The sequence below is a fragment of the Micromonospora sp. DT62 genome (genome assembly GCF_049847285.1).
GTDB classification, from domain to species: domain Bacteria; phylum Actinomycetota; class Actinomycetes; order Mycobacteriales; family Micromonosporaceae; genus Micromonospora; species Micromonospora reichwaldensis.
Genome location: NZ_JBNCOB010000001.1, coordinates 364,431 through 380,865, shown reverse-complemented (window position 1 = coordinate 380,865; position 16,435 = coordinate 364,431). Strand labels below are relative to the sequence as shown.

Sequence of the window (16,435 nt, the reverse complement as noted above, 5' to 3'; positions counted from 1 at the left end):
GGCCGGAATGCGGGTACTGGTGGTCGAGGACGAGCGCAACCTCGCCGACGCGATCGCGCGGGGGCTGCGCAAGCGGGGGATGGCGGTGGACGTCGCCTACGACGGCGACAGCGGCCACGAGATGGCGTTCGTCACCCGCTACGACGTGGTGGTGCTCGACCGGGACCTGCCCGGCGTGCACGGCGACCAGATCTGCGCCGAGCTGGCCGCCTCCGGCACGCTCACCCGGGTGCTGATGCTGACCGCCAGCGGCACCGTCGCCGACCGGGTGGAGGGGCTGCAGCTCGGCGCGGACGACTACCTGCCGAAGCCGTTCGCCTTCGACGAGCTGGTCGCCCGGGTGCAGGCGCTCGGCCGCCGGGCCACCCCGGCCGCGCCGCCGGTGCTCGAACTCGCCGATCTGGTCCTCGACCCGGCCCGCCGGGTGGCCACCCGTAGCGGCCAGCCGGTCGACCTGACCAACAAGGAGTTCGGCGTGCTCTGCGAGCTGCTCAAGGCGCGCGGCGCGGTGGTCTCCAGCGAGGAGCTGCTGGAGCGGGTCTGGGACGCCAACACCGATCCGTTCACCACGATCGTCCGGGTCACCGTGATGACGCTGCGCAAGAAGCTCGGCGACCCGCCGCTGATCGAGACGGTGGTCGGTGCGGGCTACCGCACGGCGGAGGCAGGGGCATGAGCGCGAGGAGTGAGCCGGTTTTGCGAGCCCCGCAGTCGCGAATGAAGGTGGCGCTGTGAGCGCGAGGAGTGAGCCGGTCCTGCGAGCCCCGCAGGCGCGGACGAAGGCTGGTGCCGCGACCCGGCGGGCCCGGCTGCGGCCCACGCTGCGGCTGCGGCTGACCCTGCTCAACGGGGTGCTGCTGGTCGGCGCGGGCGCGATCCTGGTGCTGCTGGCCTGGCTGCTGGTCCGCGACGCGCTGCGCCCGACCGACGAGCTGCTGCCCGGCACCATGGTGGTGCTGGCGGACGGCCGGTCGCTGGACGCCGCGCAGTGGCAGCGCCAACTGGTCGACGCCGCCAGCGCGGAGCTGCTGGCCAAGGGCCTGGTGGCGCTGCTGGCGATCAGCGTCGTCGGGGTGGCCGGCGCGTACGCGGTCGCCGGCCGGGCGCTGCGCCCGCTGCACCAGGTCACCGCCACCGCCCGCCGGTTGGGCGAGACCACCCTGGACCAGCGGATCGGCTATTCGGGCGCCGACGACGAGGTGGCCGAGCTGGCGGAGACCTTCGACGAGATGCTGGACCGCATCGCTGCCGCGTTCGAGGCGCAGAAGCGCTTCGTGGCCAACGCCTCGCACGAGCTGCGGACCCCCCTCGCGGTGATGCGTACCGAGATCGACGTGACGCTCAGCGACGACGAGGCGGACGCCGCCGAGTACCGCCGGATGGCCACCGTGGTCCGGGACGCCTCCGAGCGGGCCAACGGGCTGGTCGACGCCCTGCTGGTGCTCGCCCGCAGCGAGGCCCAGGCGGGCCGCCGGCTGGGCCGCCGCACCGAGTGCGACCTCGCCGCCGGCACCGCCAACGCCCTGTCGGCGGTACGCCGGGAGGTCGAGCGGATCAAGCTGCGGGTGCAGACCTCGCTGGAGTCCGCACCGGTCGTCGGCGATCCCGGGCTGCTGGACCGGCTGGCCGGCAACCTGATCGAGAACGCGATCCGCTACAACCACCTGCACGGCCGGGTCTGGGTGCGTACCGGATCGGACGGGTGCCGGTCGTGGCTGGTGGTGGGCAACACCGGTTTCGAGGTGGACCAGGCCGACGTGCCCGGCCTGTTCGAGCCGTTCCGGCGCGGCGGCCGGGAGCGTACCGGCGCGCGCGGCTCGGGCCTCGGGCTCTCCATCGTCCGGGCGGTCTGCGACGCGCACGGCGGCACCGTGAAGGTGGTCGCCCAGACCGGTGGTGGGCTGGAGGTCACGGTGACCCTGCCGGCGGCGGAGGCGGCCCCGGCGGTCACCGCTCAGGAGCCGGCCGCCCGGCGGTGACGGGCCCACCCCGGGGTTGCGGGGAGTACGGGCCCGATGGAAGGATCACGGCGTCAGCTCGAGGACCGGAGGGGGGTGCGTCGATGTTCACCGTCATGATCTCCGCGCCCCGTCTCGCCGGCTGACCCTCACGCACGCGGGGCGCCTCATCCCCAGCGGAGGAACTCCGTGTATCCACGGACCCACGACACCAGTTTCGACTGTCACGACACCTACGCCCTCTCCGGCTCCTGGCCGGCGGTGCCCGGGTACGCCCGGCACGCCGACGACGCCCCCGGCGACCCGGAGGCTGCGCTGCCGGCGCCGGACGGCACCACCCCGCACGTCTTCTTCCCACCGGTCCCCGAGACGGGGACGGTGAAGGACCGGGCGCACGTCCGTCTCGAACCGGCCGGGCGGACCCGGGCGCGGGAGGCCGAGCGGGTGCTCGGCATCGGCGCGACGGAGCGGGCGGGTACGACCACCGAGGAGGAACACCCGTGAGCGCACGGATCCACAACGTCTGCATCGACTGCCGCGACACGTACGCGCTGTCCGGCTTCTGGGCGCAGGTCTTCGACTGCCCCCGCCAGCCGGACGACTTCCCCGGCGACCCGGAGGCCATGCTGCTGCCCCCGGGAGGACCGGAGGTGCTCTTCGTGGCGGTGCCGGACGGCAAGGAGGTGAAGAACCGCCTGCACCTCGACGTGGAGCCCACGGACCGGACCCGGGACGAGGAGGTCGCGCGCCTGGTGGGCATCGGTGCCACCCAGGTCGCCGACCAGCGCCGCCCGGACGGTTCGGGCTGGGTGGTGCTCGCCGACCCGGAGGGCAACGAGTTCTGCGTGCTGCGCAGCGCCGCCGAGCGGGCCGCCACGGCGGGCTGACGCGAAAGGGGCCCGCCCATCCTCGTGGGCGGGCCCCCGCGCTGCCGTACGGGTCAGGACTTCTGCTCGACCTGTCCCCGGATGGTGGCGAACTCGGCGTGGGCCTGCTGGCCCGTCTTGAAGTAGATGATGACCATGCCGACGCTGCCCTTGTCGCTCCACACACAGACGCCGAGCGGCACGTCCTGCGCCTTGGCGTCGCCGCACTTGGCCTCGCCGCCGAGCGGTCCCGGATCCACGGTCTTCATCTCGCCGAGCCGTACGTCGCTGGTCCGCGCGCCCCTGATGGTGTCCTCGAGCGTCTTGGCCGGGTCCGGGTTCAAACCGGACGCGGCGGCGATCATCACGAGGTTCCTGCCGGTGAGGGTGCCGTAGAACTCGCCGACGGTGCTGCTGGCTCCGGGGATCGTCTTGTTGAGTTCCGCCTCGAGCTCCCGGGCGCCGGCCTGGAGGGTCGGGTCCGTCGCCCTGGGCCGCCCGGCGAGGGTCGCCGGAGCGACGACCCGGGTCCGGGTGGCGTCGACGGTCTCCTTGACGTCGTCCTTGACGGCGAAGGCGATGATCGCCGCGCCGCCCAGGCAGAGCACCAGCACCACGGCGAGCGAGATCAGCACGATCTTGCCGGCGTTCGACTTCCGCGGTGCCGGCGGGCCGCCGTACGCCCCCGACAGGCCCCCGTACGGTGGCCCGTACCCGCCGGCCTGTGCTGGTGGCGGTCCGTACCCGCCGGGCTGCGACGGTGGTGGCCCGTACCCGCCGGCCTGCGGCCCGTATCCGCCGGCGTGGGGCGGCGGCCCGTATCCGCCGGGCTGTGCCGGCGGCGGTCCGTACCCGCCGGGCTGCGGCGGCGGGTACGAGCCGTACGGGCCGCCCCCGCCGTCCGGCGGCGGGTAGGAGTTGGCGGGTGGGTAGGACATCGGTCAGCTCCGGGTCTGCGCGAGGGAGATGGTGGTCCGTGCGGCCCCCGCCATGCCCGACGTCCCGCGTCGATCGTGGACGGCGGCGCGCACCGGGCGGGTGCCGGTCAGTACTTCTGCTCGATCTGGCTGCGGAAGGCGACGAACTCCGCCGCCGTCGCTGCCGAGGAGGAGAAGAACATCACGATGAGCCCGACGCTGCCGTGGTCGGCCCACGCGCAGACGCCCAGCGGCACGCCGGCGGACTCGCCGTCGCCGCACTTCGCCAGGCCGCCGAGCGGCCCGGGGGCGATGGTGGTCAACCGCTTGACGGCCAGGTCCTTGGAGATGCCCTTGACCGCGTCGTCGAGCTCCCGTTCCGGGTTGAGCACGAAGGTGCTGGCGGCGATCACCATGACCATGTTCCGCTCGTCGGCGCTGCCGTAGAAGGCACCGGCGACGCCGGTCGCGTCACGCACCGAGGACCGCAGCTCGCGGACCATGTCGTCGGCGGCCTTCCGCAGGGTCGGCTCGGTGCTCTTCGGGCGGCCCCCGAGGGTCTCCGGCGTGACGACCTTGATCTGCGGGGCGTCGCTGGACTCCGGCGACGGGGCGGCTTCGGACGAGGTGGCGGCGCTCGGCGTGGCGCTCGGCGCCGCCACGGTCGGGGACGCGGTCGGCGTGGGCCTGGGGTCGGCGCCCTGATCGCCGTCGTAGGCGAGGTAGGCGATGCCACCTCCGCCGAGGCAGAGCACCAGCAGCCCGACGATGCCGAGGGACAGCACCAGCTGGTGGGGCCTCGCCGGCCGGCCCGCGCCGGGAGGGGGCGGCGGGTAGCCGGCGTACGGGCTGGCCTGGAACCCGCCCTGCGGCGTTACGGGATAGCCGCCGTACGGCTGGGTGGGGTGCGGCTGGCCCGACGTGGGCCCGGGGTACGGCTGGCCCGACGTGGGCCCGGGGTACGGCTGGGCCGAGGTGGGCCCCGGGTACGGCTGAGCGGACGTGGGCCCGGGGTAGGGCTGGCCCGAGGTGGGCCCGGGGTGCTGTTGGGCCTGCGGGGGGTGGGGGTGCGGCGTGGTGGGCCAGCCGCCACCCGCCGGCGGCTGCCCGCCCGGCGGGGAGGCCCAGCCATCGGCGGGCGGTGCCGGGTAGCCGTCCGGTCGCGGCGGATGGTAGTCGTAGTGGGTGTCGTGCTCCGGCTGCCCGGACCAGGGATCGACCGGTGGTGAGGACATGATCAGCTCCAGGCGAGGGTGCGAACGGGTGATCGTAGCCAGCCACGGCACGGTACCGCTGTCCCGACCCTGACCGTATCGGCCGCAACGACGAACGCGGTGGCCACCTCCATCCAAGCTGGACGGGGCAACCACCGCGAACGCGGGGGGCGATGTGGATCAGGCGGGCAGGCTGGCCACCCCGTGCGGCAGGAACCGCCGGCCGGCGACCCGCTCCGAGGTGCCGGTCCGGTCCAGGTACGGCGTGATGCCGCCCAGGTGGAACGGCCAACCCGCGCCGAGGATCATGCACAGGTCGATGTCCTGCGCCTCGGCGACGACGCCTTCGTCGAGCATGAGCCGGATCTCCTGCGCCAGCGCGTCCAGCGCGTTCTGGCGCACCTGCTCGGCGGTGAGCGGCTGGTCGCCCACCACGAGCAGCTTGGCCACCTCGTCGTTGATCTGGTCGTCGACGACGATCGGCTGACCGGAGTCGGCGATCCGCTTGAGGTTCTCGCTGACGCCGAAGCGGTCCGGGAACGCGGCGTGCAGGGTGCCGCCCACGTGGTACGCGACGGCCGGCCCGACGAGCTGGAGCAGGGCGAGCGGGCGCATCGGCAGGCCCAGCGGGTCCAGCGCGCTGTTGGCCACGTCCAGCGGGGTGCCCGCGTCCACGGCGGCGAAGACGGTGCCGAGGAAGCGGGTGAGCAGCCGGTTGACCACGAACGCCGGGGCGTCGGAGACCAGCACGGAGGACTTCTTCAGCTGCTTGCCGACCGCGAACGCGGTGGCGAGCGTGGCGTCGTCCGTCCGCTCGCCCCGGACGATCTCCAGCAGCGGCAGCACCGCCACGGGGTTGAAGAAGTGGAAGCCGACCACCCGCTCGGGGTGCTCCAGCTCCTCGGCCATCGCCGTGATCGACAGGGAGGAGGTGTTGGTGGCCAGCACCGCCTCCGGCTTGACGATCTTCTCCAGCTCGGCCCAGACCTGCTTCTTGACGGCCAGGTCCTCGAAGACCGCCTCGATGACGAAGTCGGCGTCCGCGAAGGCGCCCTTGTCGACCGAGCCGCTGACCAGGCCGTACAGCTTGGCGGCCGTGCCCTTGTCCATCCGGCCCTTGCTGACGGCCTTCTCGATCTGGGTGTGCACGTAGCCGACGCCCTTGTCCACCCTGGCCTGGTCCAGGTCGGTCATGACGACCGGCACCTGGAGGCGGCGGGCGAAGAGCAGGGCGAGCTGGCTGGCCATCAGGCCGGCGCCGACGATGCCCACCTTGGTGACCGGGCGGGCCAGTCCCTTGTCCGGCGCGCCAGCCGGCCGCTTGGCCCGCCGCTGCGCCAGGTCGAACGCGTAGAGGCCGCTGCGCAGCTCCTCGGAGAAGACCAGGTCCGCGAGGGCCTCGTCCTCGGCGGCGGTGCCGGTGGCGAAGTCGGCGTCCTTCGCCGTCTCCAGCAGGTCCAGCGCCTTGTACGCGGCCGGGACCGCGCCGTGCAGCCGCTGGTCGAGGGTCTGCCGGGCGAAGTAGAGCACGCCCGCCCACATGTCCTTGTCGACCTCGGGCCGGGTCACGGTGACCTCGCCCCGGACGACGCCGGCGGCCCACTCCAGGGACCGCTCCAGGAAGTCCGCCGGCTCCAGCAGCACGTCCGCGATGCCCATCTCGGCGGCCTGCTTCGGCTTGAGCATCTTGTTCTGCATGAGCGGGTTCTGGATGATCACCTGGGTCGCCGCCGGGATGCCGATCAGGTTCGGCAGCAGCTGCGTGCCGCCCCAACCGGGGACCAGGCCGAGGAAGACCTCGGGCAGCGCCAGCGCCGCCACCCCGCCGGAGAGCGTCCGGTAGTGGCAGTGCAGCGCCAGCTCCAGGCCGCCGCCCATCGCCGCGCCGTTGACGAAGGCGAAGGTCGGGACCTCGCTGTCCTTGAGCCGGGCGAAGACCCGGTGGCCGAGCCGCCCGATCTCCAGCGCCTGCTCGCGGTCGGCGAGCTGCGGGAGGCTGGTGATGTCCGCGCCCACGCAGAAGACGTACGGCTTGCCGGTGACCGCCACGAACGCCGGGTTCGCGGCCAGGGCGGCGGTGATCGCCTCGTCCAGGCTGGTCAGGCCGCCCGGGCCGAAGCTGTTGGGCTTGGTGTGGTCGAAGCCGTTGTCCAGGGTGATCAGGGCGGCCGGCCGGTCCAGCCCCGGTACGTTCACCTGGCGCAGCAGCGCCCTGGTGACGACCTCGTTCGGTGCGGCGAGCGCGCTCACTTGTTGCCCTCCCAGTGCGGGTTCTCCCAGATCACGGTGCCGCCCATGCCGATGCCGATGCACATGGCGGTGACGCCGTAGCGGACCTCGGGGTGCTCGGCGAACTGCCGGGCGAGCTGGGTCATCAGCCGCACGCCCGAGGAGGCGAGCGGGTGGCCGATGGCGATCGCGCCGCCCCACGGGTTGACCCGAGGGTCGTCGTCGGCGATGCCGAAGTGGTCGAGGAAGGCGAGCACCTGCACGGCGAACGCCTCGTTCAGCTCGAACAGGCCGATGTCGTCGATGGTCAGGCCGGCGAGGCGCAGCGCCTTCTCGGTCGACGGGATCGGGCCGACGCCCATCACCTCGGGCTCGACGCCGACGAAGCCGAACGACACCAGCCGCATGGCGACCGGCAGGCCCAGCTCGCGGGCGACGTCCTCGGAGGCGAGCAGGCTGGCGGTGGCGCCGTCGTTCAGGCCGGCCGCGTTGCCCGCGGTGACCTTGCCGTGCGGGCGGAACGGGGTCTTCAGGGTGGCGAGCTTCTCCAGCGAGGTGTCGCGGGGGGCCTCGTCGACCGTGGCCATGCCCCAGGCGTTCTCCTCGTCGCGCACCGCCACGGACACCAGGTCGTCCTGGAGCTTGCCGTTGGCGTACGCCTTGGCGGTCTTCTGCTGCGAGGCGAGCGCGAACGCGTCGGTGCGCGCCTTGGTGATGTGCGGGACCCGGTCGTGCAGGTTCTCCGCGGTCGCGCCCATGACCAGCGCGGACGGGTCGACCAGCTTCTCGGCGACGATCCGCGGGTTGGGGTCGACGCCCTCGCCCATCGGGTGGCGGCCCATGTGCTCGACACCGCCGGCGATGGCGATGTCGTAGGCGCCCATGGCGATGCCGCTGGCGACGGTGGTCACCGCGGTCATGGCGCCGGCGCACATCCGGTCGATCGCGAAGCCGGGGACGGTCTTGGGCAGGCCCGCCAGCAGGGCGGCGGTCCGGCCGATGGTCAGGCCCTGGTCGCCGATCTGGGTGGTGGCGGCGATCGCGACCTCCTCGACCCGCTCCGGCGGCAGCTGCGGGTTACGGCGCAGCAGCTCGCGGATGCAGCGGATCACCAGGTCGTCGGCGCGGGTGTTGGCGTACATGCCACCCGCCTTGCCGAACGGGGTACGGACGCCGTCGACGAAGACGACATCTCGAACTTCACGGGGCACTTGAGCCTCCTCTTCGACCTGATCCGGCCTGCGTGCCGGCAGGCGGCACTACGGACCGGACGAAGGTCGCCGGCACGGGCGTGTTCCTCCGGATGCTACTCGCCAGTAACCAGCGCTGGCACCCGCCCCCGTGTGGCCCACCCCACACCGCCGGGTCAAGGGGCGGGGGGTGGATCGGTGAGGGCCTCCGTGAGGGTGGGAAGGAGCAGGGTGATCTGCCACTCGCGGGCGTTGAAGCCCCGGAGGGCCTCCGCGACCGCCGCCTCCGTGACCTCCTCCGGGGGCACCCACGCCAACCGGCGGATCGAGTCCGGGGCGATCAGGTTCTCCGGCGGCAGCTGGTGCGCGCCGGCGATCCGGACCACCACCTCCCGGCAGCGGGCCAGCCGGGCCGCCGCCACCGGGTCCCGTTCCGCCCAGCGGTGCGGCGGCGGGGGACCCTCGACCGTCGGGGCGACCGGCAGCGAGTCCTCGGGCAGCTGCCGCGCGTCGTCGAGCGCGGCAAGCCAGGTGCGGGCCAGCCGGCGCACCGAGCGGCCACCGAAGCCGGGCAGGGTGAGCAGGGTCTTCTCGTCCTTCGGATCCAGCTCCGCCGCCGCGACGATGGCCGAGTCCGGCAGCACCCGCCCCGGGGCGGCGTCCCGCCGCGCGGCGATCTGGTCCCGCGCGTACCAGAGGGAACGGACGCGGGCCTGGGCCCGCGCGCCGCGGACCCGGTGGATGCCGGACGTGCGGCGCCACGGTTCGGCCCGCACCTTCGGCGGCCGGGCGCCGGTGCGCACCAGCGCGGCGAACTCCTCCGCCGCCCACGCGGACTTGCCCTGCCGGGTCAGCTCCTCGACGAGCGCGTCCCGCAGGTCGACCAGCATCTCCACGTCGAGCGCGGCGTAGGTCAGCCAGGACTCCGGCAGCGGGCGGCTCGACCAGTCGGCCGCCGAGTGGTGCTTCTCCAGGCTGTAGCCGAGTAGCTGCTCGGTCAGCGCGGCCAGGCCGACCCGCTCGAATCCGGCCAGCCGGGCGGCCAGTTCGGTGTCGAACAGCCGGCGGGGCCGCAGCCCCAGCTCGGCCAGGCAGGGCAGGTCCTGGCTGGCGGCGTGCAGCACCCACTCGGCCTCGCCGATCACCGTGTCGAGGGCGCTCAGGTCGGGCAGCGGCAGCGGGTCGATCAGCGCCGTGCCGGAACCGGCCCGGCGCAGCTGCACGAGGTAGGCACGCTGGCTGTAGCGGTAGCCGGAGGCGCGTTCGGCGTCGAGGGCGACGGGGCCGGTGCCTGCGGCGAAGCGGGCCACGACGTCGTCCAGCTCGCCGGGCGTGGCCGCCGGCTGGGGTGTGCCCTCGCGCGGGGCGGTCAGCGGAACGGGCCCGTCGGCGGTCGGTTCGGTCCCCGCGGCCTCCGGCACCGGTCGGGCCGACGGCGGGTGGTGCGCATCGTTTCCCGTACGGCTTTCGGCGGGCCGACGGCGCAGGGGTGGTTCGTCGGTCACCTGACAACCCTAGTGCGCGACACGACGCGGTGGGTGAAGCCGGTCCGGTGTTGTCGCCGGGCGACCGCCGGATGTCCTTCCGAGGGCCGGACATAGGGGAAGACAAAGCCCGTTGACGCAGGTACGGTCCATCGGGCCGTTGCGCGGGTACGGCATCATCAGGGTCCCGCGTGCGGAGCGGGGTGTCTACGGGAGGGCAAGGCGATCATGACTGGCTACGGGTCGGCGGACAAGGGCCCGACGGGACCAGGTGACGGCGGGTTCCCGCCGGGGACGGCCCGCCCCGGACCACTGCCGCCCCGGATCGAACCGGTCGGCTCCGCGTACCTGCCGCCGGGCGCCCCCGGGCAGCCCCCGGCCCCCCGCCCCGCCTGGTCGCCGCCGGCGCAGCCGGGCCAGTGGGGCACGGCCCCGGCCAACGCGCCCGCCCCCGCCGCCACGCCCGCCGCCGGCGGCTGGGGACACGGCGGCGCGCCGTCCACCACCCCGGGCCCGTCGACGCCGCCCGGGGTCACCCCGGGACCCGGCTGGCCCCCCGCGTCCGGGTCGACGCCGCCGGGTGTCCCCGGCCAGCCGCCCGGCCACGGCCACCCCCAGGGCCCCGCGCCGGGCCAGCCGTACCCCGCCGGGCCGGTGCCGGCGACGAAGGGGCGCGGGCTCACCATCACCGCGCTCGTGCTCGCCGGCCTGCTGGCCGTGGTGACGGGCGTGCAGGCGTACCAGATCAACCGGCTCTCGAACCGGCTGGGCGACACCGACAGCAGGGTGGCGGCGGCGCAGGCGGCCGACGGCACCCGGCTCGACGGCCTGGAGTCCCGGGCGGGGGCGCTGGAGAAGCAGGCCGGCGCCGCGTTCAACCCGGAGGCCGTGGCCAGCGCCGTGCTGCCCAGCGTGTTCCGGGTCCGGGCCGGCAACTCCACCGGCACCGCGTTCGCGATCGGCAAGCCGGCCGCGGGCGGAGGCACCAACCTGTTCACCAATTACCACGTGGTGGACGCGCTCTGGCAGACCGGCGAGCGGGAGGTCTTCCTGGAGCGCACCGACCAGCGCTTCCCGGCGACCATCGTGCGCGTCGACGAGGCCAACGACGTCGCCCACCTGCGGACCAACGGCAAGTTCACCGGCCTGGTCGCGGCACCCGCCGCGGTGAAGTCCGGGCAGCAGATCGTGGTCGTCGGCGCGCCGCTCGGCCTGGAGGACAGCGTCACCACCGGCGTGGTGAGCGCCTTCCGCGAGGCCGGCGGCGGCGAGGGCCCGGTCATTCAGTTCGACGCCCCGATCAACCCCGGCAACTCGGGCGGCCCGGTCATCAACGGCAGCAAGCAGGTCGTCGGCATCGCCACCGCCAAGGCCCGCAACGCCGAGGGGATCGGTCTCGCCGTACCGATCAAGGTCGCCTGCGACGGTTTCAAGATCTGCTGACCCCGTCAGCGCCCAACCACCCCCTCGGCCCGGCGGCTCACGCGCCGGACCAGCACACGTGGAGGAAGAACGCATGTCCCAGCCACCGACCGGGCCGGAGGGCTATCCGCCGTACCCGCCGGCCGCGCCCGGTCAGCCGCCGTCGGGCGGCGCCCCGCACGGCACCACCTACGGCAGCCCGCGCCCGTACACGCCCGAACAGCAGGACGCCGGCCAGCAGTACGCCCCGGCGCCGCAGCAGTACAACCCGGCCCCGTCCGCCGGTTACCCGCAGTCCGCGCCGCCGGCCGGGCCCTCGGGCTACCCGCAGTCCGCGCCGCCGGCGTCGTCCGGCTACGGCCCCGGCAGCGCGTCGCCCCACGCCGGGCAGGCCTCCGGCGGGCCGGCCTTCGGGCAGCCGATGTCCGTGCCCCCCGCCTCCGGCCCGGCCTTCGGACAGCCGTTGTCCGCCCCGCCCGGCTCCGCCCCGCCCTTCGGCGCCCCCGCGCCCGGCGGCCCCCGCAAGAGCCACAAGGTGCTCGTCCTGGCGGTCGTGACCGGGCTGCTCTTCGTCCTCGGCGGGGTGATGACCGGCCTGTTCGTGTCGACCACCAACGAGCTGGACCGGACCGAGAAGAAGATGGCCAGCGAGGTCAGCCAGCGCGACGGCACCATCACGGCGAACGGCAAGGAGATCGAGAAGCTCAAGACCGACCTCCAGGCGGTCCGGGACAAGCTCGGCGACACCGAGCAGGACCTCACCGGCACCCGCAACGACCGGGACGAGCAGGCCCGGCAGAAGAAGGTCATCGCCAACTGCCTCGACAAGCTCACCACCGCGCTCGCCGCGGCGGCGAACGGCAACAAGGCGGCCTACGACAGGGCCATCCAGGGCATGGACAAGGTCTGCAACGAGGCCGAGAAGTATCTGTGAGGTGACCCGTCGCGGGGTCAGGCCGCGCCGGCGGGGCGACGCTCCGGCAGCGCGGTCACCCCGGGCGGGGGAAGCCCGGCGGTCGAGGCCAGCAGCGCGCACCAGGCCAGCAGGTGCGGGGCGAGGTCGTCGTCGACCGGCGTCCAGGAGGCGCGGATCTCGATGTCGCCGGCGGCGGGCGGCCCGGCCAGGTCACCGAAGCGCGTCGACATGGTCTGGGTGATGGTGCCGCCGATCGCTCGGTGCTCCGCGTCCTGCGCCTCCAGCGCGTCGGTCAGCCACGTCCAGCCCACCCCCGGCAGCAGCGGGTCGGCGGCCAGGTCGACCTCCAGCTCCGCCGTCACGTAGGTGACCAGCCGCAGGGTGCCCTGCCACGCCTCGTGGCCGGCCGGGTCGTGCAGCAGGATCAGCCGCCCGGAGGCCACCTCCTCGCCGTCGCGCAGGACGATGGCGGAGAGCGCGAAGGCGTACGGGGCGAGTCGCTGCGGCGCGCCGACCTCCTCCAGCACGATCTCCGACCGGGGCGCCGCGGACCGCAGCCCGGTGACCGCGCGGGCGAAGGTCTCCGGGAGCGCGATCGGGGGGGCCATGCCGGCAGCCTATGCCGCCGGCCGCCCGCCCGCCCGAGAGGCGCGCCGATGCCGTCCCACGCCGGGGCCGCCGCCACCGCCCGGGCGGGCCCCGCCATCACCGCCCGGGCTGGCCCCGCCATCACCGCCCGTCCGGGCCCCGCCATCACCGCCCGTCCGGGCCCCGCCATCACCGCCCGTCCGGGTTCCGCCGCCACCGCCCGGAGCGGGCATCCCGTGGGTGCCCGCCGCCAGCGGGCTGACCCGGGTCACAAAAGGCGGCGCTGCCCGCTGCCGGTCGCGTCCCCCGTGGCACGATGGCCGCGATGAGCACCACGACGACGGGCGCCGACGCCCGAGACGAAGACCCCCGCCCCGGCGGACCGGCCGACTCGCCCTTCGTCCGGGCCTGCCGGCGCCAGCCCGGCCCGCACACCCCCGTCTGGTTCATGCGCCAGGCCGGCCGGTCGCTGCCGGAGTACCGCGCGATCAGGGCCAACGTGGCGATGCTGGAGTCCTGCCGCCGCCCCGACCTGGTCACCGAGATCACCCTCCAGCCGGTACGCCGGCACGGCGTGGACGCCGCGATCCTGTTCAGCGACATCGTGGTGCCGGTCGCCGCCGCCGGGGTGGACCTGGACATCGTGCCCGGCACCGGCCCGGTGGTCGCCGAGCCCGTACGCACCCTGACCGACGTGGAGCGGATCCGGCCGATCACCCGCGACGACGTGTGGTACGTGGACGAGGCGGTCCGGATGCTCGTCGCCGAGCTGGGCGACACCCCGCTGATCGGCTTCGCCGGCGCGCCGTTCACCCTGGCCAGCTACCTGGTCGAGGGCGGCCCGTCGCGGACCCACGCGAAGACCAAGGCGATGATGTACGGCCAGCCGGAGCTGTGGCACGCGCTCTGCGGCCGGCTGGCCGAGGTGACGCTGGAGTTCCTGCGGGTGCAGGTGGCCGCCGGGGTGTCCGCGGTGCAGCTCTTCGACTCGTGGGCCGGCGCGCTGTCGGAGGCCGACTACCGCCGCTTCGTGCTGCCGCATTCGGCGGGCGTGCTGGCCGGGCTGGCCGACGCGGGCGTGCCCCGGATCCATTTCGGCGTGGGCACCGGGGAGCTGCTCGGCGCGATGGGCGAGGCCGGCGCCGACGTGGTGGGCGTCGACTGGCGTACGCCGCTGGACGCGGCGACCCGGCGGATCGGGCCGGAGCGGGCGGTGCAGGGCAACCTCGACCCGTGCGTGCTGTTCGCGCCGTGGCCGGTCGTCGAGGGTGAGGTGCGGCGGATCCTGGAGCAGGGCCGGGCCGCCCCCGGGCACGTGTTCAACCTGGGGCACGGGGTGCTGCCGGAGACCGACCCCGACGTGCTGACCCGGGTGGTCGCCCTGGTGCACGAGCTGTCCGCCGAGTCGGGCGACCGGGGCTGAGCGGCATGCGGGCGCCGTGGCGGGTGGCGGTGGTCGGCGGCGGGATCGCCGGGCTGGCCGCCGCGGTCCGGTTGCGCGACCGCGCTCCCGCCGGCACCGAGGTCACGGTGTACGAGCAGTCCGGCGCCCTCGGCGGCAAGCTGCGCACCGGCGAGCTGGCCGGCTCACCCGTGGAGTTCGGCGCCGAGTCGTTCCTGATGCGCGACCCGGCCGGGGGCGAGTCCGCCGCCGTGGCCCTGGTCCGCCGGCTCGGCCTGGGCGAGCGGATCGTGCACCCCACCGTCGGGCAGGCCGCGCTCGTGGTCGACGGGGGGCTGCGCCCGATCCCGGGCGGCACGCTGGTCGGCGTACCCGGGGACCTGGAGCGGGTGGCCACGGTCGCGCGGCCGGCGGCGGACGCCGACGTCGACGCCGGCCGTCCGCTGCTCGGCGCGGACGAGGACGTCTCCGTCGGCGCGCTGGTGCGGGCCCGGTTCGGCGACGAGGTGGTCGACCGGCTGGTCGACCCGATGCTCGGCGGCGTCTACGCCGGCCGAGCCGACGACCTCTCCCTGGCCACCACGATGCCGGCGCTGGCCCGGGCGGCCCGGGTGGAGCACACCCTGGTGGGCGCGGTGCGTGCCGCGCAGGCGGCGGCCCCCCGCGCGCCGGGCGCGCCGGTCTTCGGCACCCTGACCGGCGGGCTCAGCACGCTGGTCGAGGCCGCGGCGGCGGCCAGCGGGGCGACGGTCCGGCGGGGCGCGGCGGTGCGCGAGCTGACCCCGGCCGGGGCCGGGTGGCGGCTGACCGTCGGCCCCACCCGCGAGGCGGAGTCGGTCGACGTCGACGCCGTGGTGCTGGCCGTGCCGGCCCGTCCGGCGGCCCGGCTGCTCGCCGGCCCGGCCCCGCAGGTGGCCGAGGGCGTCGGCGGGCTGGACTACGCCAGCGTCGCGCTGGTCACCCTGGCGCTGCCCGAGCCGGAGCTGCCGGAGCTGTCCGGTTTCCTGGTGCCGAGCAACGAGGGTCTGCTGATCAAGGCGTCGACCTTCTTCACCACGAAGTGGGGCCACCTGCGCCGCACCGACGGGCTGGCGCTCGTCCGCGCCTCCGTGGGCCGCTACGGCGAGGAGCGGCAGGTGCAGCGCACCGACGAGGACCTGGCCGCCACCGTGCACCGGGAACTGTCGGCGGTGCTCGGCGTGCCGCTGCCCGCACCGGTCGCCGGCCACGTGCAGCGCTGGGGCGGGTCGCTGCCGCAGTACACCCCGGGGCACGCCGACCGGGTGGCCGCCGCGCGGGCGGCCCTGCGGGCGAGCCACCCGACCCTGGCCCTGGCCGGCGCCGGGTACGACGGGGTGGGCATCCCGATCTGCGTCCGCTCCGGCGAGACGGCGGCCGAGGAGATCATCACAGCACTGGGAGGACCGGGGACATGACCGAGCAGACCAACGCGGCCCGGCTGCGGGAGCTCAACGACAGCATCCGCTACACGATGTGGTCGGTGTACCGGGCCACCAGCCCGCTGCCGTCGCTGCGCGACAACGTCACCGGCGAGGTCGAGGGGCTCTTCGCGGAGCTGGCCGGCAAGGACGTGGTCGTCCGCGGCACGTACGACGTCTCGGGGCTGCGCGCCGACGCCGACCTGATGATCTGGTGGCACTCCGCCTCCAGCGACGACCTCCAGGACGCGTACCTGCGGTTCCGCCGCACCACGCTGGGTCGGGCGCTCACCCCGGTCTGGTCGCAGATGGCGCTGCACCGGCCGGCGGAGTTCAACAAGAGCCACATCCCGGCGTTCCTGGCCGGCGAGGAGGCGCGCTCCTACGTCTGCGTCTACCCGTTCGTCCGCTCCTACGAGTGGTACCTGCTGCCGGACGCCGAGCGGCGCGAGCTGCTCGCCGAGCACGGCAAGATGGCCCGCGGCTACCCGGACGTGCGGGCCAACACGGTCGCCTCGTTCGCGCTCGGCGACTACGAGTGGATGCTCGCGTTCGAGGCCGACGAGCTGCACCGGATCGTCGACCTGATGCGCGACCTGCGGGCCTCCGGCGCCCGGCGGCACGTCCGGGAGGAGATCCCGTTCTACACCGGTCGTCGCCGCTCGGTCGCCGACATCGTCAACTGCCTGGTCTGAGGCACGCCTGCCCGCCGCACCGCCGCACCGCCGCTCGGGTGGGCGGCGGGGCGGCGCGTCCGGCGGCGGTCTGACCGGTGGGGCAGCTCGACAGCGGCCTGAGGGTGCCGACGCG

General features: G+C 74.7%; 15 protein-coding genes. 9 read left to right on the top strand and 6 right to left on the bottom strand.

The features are described 5' to 3' along the window. Positions 1-7 precede the first annotated feature (7 nt). The 4 genes from ACPXCB_RS01700 (at position 8) to ACPXCB_RS01685 (ending at position 2,845) form a co-directional block, all read left to right on the top strand. Positions 8-676: a response regulator transcription factor gene (locus ACPXCB_RS01700; protein WP_425871504.1), complete on the top strand. Its 669-nt coding sequence runs from the start codon at positions 8-10 to the stop codon at positions 674-676. Positions 677-809: 133 nt separating this feature from the next. Further along, complete coding sequence (locus tag ACPXCB_RS01695; RefSeq protein ID WP_425872116.1) at positions 810-1,979, top strand: sensor histidine kinase; 1,170 nt, start codon at positions 810-812, stop codon at positions 1,977-1,979. A 168-nt stretch (positions 1,980-2,147) separates the two neighbouring features. Continuing rightward, on the top strand, positions 2,148-2,462 hold the full coding sequence (locus ACPXCB_RS01690) for a VOC family protein (protein WP_425871502.1): 315 nt from the start codon (positions 2,148-2,150) through the stop codon (positions 2,460-2,462). Then, positions 2,459-2,845, top strand: a complete 387-nt coding sequence (locus tag ACPXCB_RS01685; RefSeq protein WP_311413430.1) for a VOC family protein — start codon at positions 2,459-2,461, stop codon at positions 2,843-2,845. Before ACPXCB_RS01690 ends, ACPXCB_RS01685 begins: the two co-directional genes overlap by 4 nt. A gap of 53 nt (positions 2,846-2,898) precedes the next feature. Here ACPXCB_RS01685 and ACPXCB_RS01680 read toward each other — a convergent pair whose 3' ends face one another. The 5 genes from ACPXCB_RS01680 to ACPXCB_RS01660 all read right to left on the bottom strand — a co-directional run bounded on the left by ACPXCB_RS01680 (position 2,899) and on the right by ACPXCB_RS01660 (position 9,879). Continuing rightward, positions 2,899-3,762 (bottom strand): hypothetical protein, encoded by an 864-nt coding sequence (locus ACPXCB_RS01680; RefSeq protein WP_425871500.1) that lies wholly within the window; start codon positions 3,760-3,762, stop codon positions 2,899-2,901. A 107-nt stretch (positions 3,763-3,869) separates the two neighbouring features. Then, complete coding sequence (locus ACPXCB_RS01675) at positions 3,870-4,976, bottom strand: hypothetical protein (RefSeq protein ID WP_425871498.1); 1,107 nt, start codon at positions 4,974-4,976, stop codon at positions 3,870-3,872. Between the two features lie 159 nt (positions 4,977-5,135). Then, a complete protein-coding gene (locus ACPXCB_RS01670) occupies positions 5,136-7,205 on the bottom strand; it encodes a 3-hydroxyacyl-CoA dehydrogenase NAD-binding domain-containing protein (RefSeq protein WP_425871496.1) in 2,070 nt (689 codons plus the stop codon). Then, the gene (locus ACPXCB_RS01665; RefSeq protein WP_132233073.1) at positions 7,202-8,395 is read right to left on the bottom strand and encodes a thiolase family protein; all 1,194 of its coding nucleotides are present in this window, start codon (positions 8,393-8,395) and stop codon (positions 7,202-7,204) included. Before ACPXCB_RS01665 ends, ACPXCB_RS01670 begins: the two co-directional genes overlap by 4 nt. Positions 8,396-8,550: 155 nt before the next feature. Beyond that, positions 8,551-9,879, bottom strand: coding sequence for a ribonuclease D (locus ACPXCB_RS01660; protein WP_425871495.1), 1,329 nt, complete (start codon positions 9,877-9,879; stop codon positions 8,551-8,553). Positions 9,880-10,086: 207 nt separating this feature from the next. On the opposite strand from ACPXCB_RS01660, the gene ACPXCB_RS01655 reads away from it, so the two are divergent. Both ACPXCB_RS01655 and ACPXCB_RS01650 read left to right on the top strand, forming a co-directional pair. Beyond that, positions 10,087-11,301, top strand: coding sequence for a trypsin-like peptidase domain-containing protein (locus ACPXCB_RS01655; protein ID WP_425871493.1), 1,215 nt, complete (start codon positions 10,087-10,089; stop codon positions 11,299-11,301). A gap of 73 nt (positions 11,302-11,374) precedes the next feature. Next, positions 11,375-12,214, top strand: a complete 840-nt coding sequence (locus tag ACPXCB_RS01650) for a hypothetical protein (RefSeq protein ID WP_425871492.1) — start codon at positions 11,375-11,377, stop codon at positions 12,212-12,214. A 17-nt stretch (positions 12,215-12,231) separates the two neighbouring features. On the opposite strand, the gene ACPXCB_RS01645 is transcribed toward ACPXCB_RS01650, so the two are convergent. After that, on the bottom strand, positions 12,232-12,804 hold the full coding sequence (locus tag ACPXCB_RS01645; RefSeq protein ID WP_425871491.1) for a DUF3000 domain-containing protein: 573 nt from the start codon (positions 12,802-12,804) through the stop codon (positions 12,232-12,234). A gap of 305 nt (positions 12,805-13,109) precedes the next feature. Here ACPXCB_RS01645 and hemE point away from each other — a divergent pair, with 305 nt between their 5' ends. Genes hemE through hemQ form a run of 3 tightly spaced genes read left to right on the top strand, consistent with a single transcriptional unit; the run spans position 13,110 to position 16,320 of the window. Continuing rightward, positions 13,110-14,207, top strand: a complete 1,098-nt coding sequence (gene hemE / locus ACPXCB_RS01640; protein ID WP_425871489.1) for a uroporphyrinogen decarboxylase — start codon at positions 13,110-13,112, stop codon at positions 14,205-14,207. Positions 14,208-14,212: 5 nt separating this feature from the next. Beyond that, positions 14,213-15,622: a protoporphyrinogen oxidase gene (hemG, locus tag ACPXCB_RS01635; RefSeq protein WP_425871487.1), complete on the top strand. Its 1,410-nt coding sequence runs from the start codon at positions 14,213-14,215 to the stop codon at positions 15,620-15,622. Then, positions 15,619-16,320 (top strand): hydrogen peroxide-dependent heme synthase, encoded by a 702-nt coding sequence (hemQ, locus tag ACPXCB_RS01630; RefSeq protein WP_425871485.1) that lies wholly within the window; start codon positions 15,619-15,621, stop codon positions 16,318-16,320. The genes hemG and hemQ overlap by 4 nt, the downstream gene beginning before the upstream one ends. Positions 16,321-16,435 lie beyond the last annotated feature (115 nt).

What these genes read in the sequence shown, in the direction of transcription:
- ACPXCB_RS01700 (WP_425871504.1), top strand. Translation starts at nt 8, where the DNA reads ATGCGGGTACTGGTGGTCGAGGACGAGCGCAACCTCGCCGACGCGATC.
- ACPXCB_RS01680 (WP_425871500.1), bottom strand. Translation starts at nt 3,762, where the DNA reads ATGTCCTACCCACCCGCCAACTCCTACCCGCCGCCGGACGGCGGGGGC.
- ACPXCB_RS01675 (WP_425871498.1), bottom strand. Translation starts at nt 4,976, where the DNA reads ATGTCCTCACCACCGGTCGATCCCTGGTCCGGGCAGCCGGAGCACGAC.
- ACPXCB_RS01655 (WP_425871493.1), top strand. Translation starts at nt 10,087, where the DNA reads ATGACTGGCTACGGGTCGGCGGACAAGGGCCCGACGGGACCAGGTGAC.
- ACPXCB_RS01650 (WP_425871492.1), top strand. Translation starts at nt 11,375, where the DNA reads ATGTCCCAGCCACCGACCGGGCCGGAGGGCTATCCGCCGTACCCGCCG.
- ACPXCB_RS01645 (WP_425871491.1), bottom strand. Translation starts at nt 12,804, where the DNA reads ATGGCCCCCCCGATCGCGCTCCCGGAGACCTTCGCCCGCGCGGTCACC.
- hemE (WP_425871489.1), top strand. Translation starts at nt 13,110, where the DNA reads ATGAGCACCACGACGACGGGCGCCGACGCCCGAGACGAAGACCCCCGC.
- hemG (WP_425871487.1), top strand. Translation starts at nt 14,213, where the DNA reads ATGCGGGCGCCGTGGCGGGTGGCGGTGGTCGGCGGCGGGATCGCCGGG.
- hemQ (WP_425871485.1), top strand. Translation starts at nt 15,619, where the DNA reads ATGACCGAGCAGACCAACGCGGCCCGGCTGCGGGAGCTCAACGACAGC.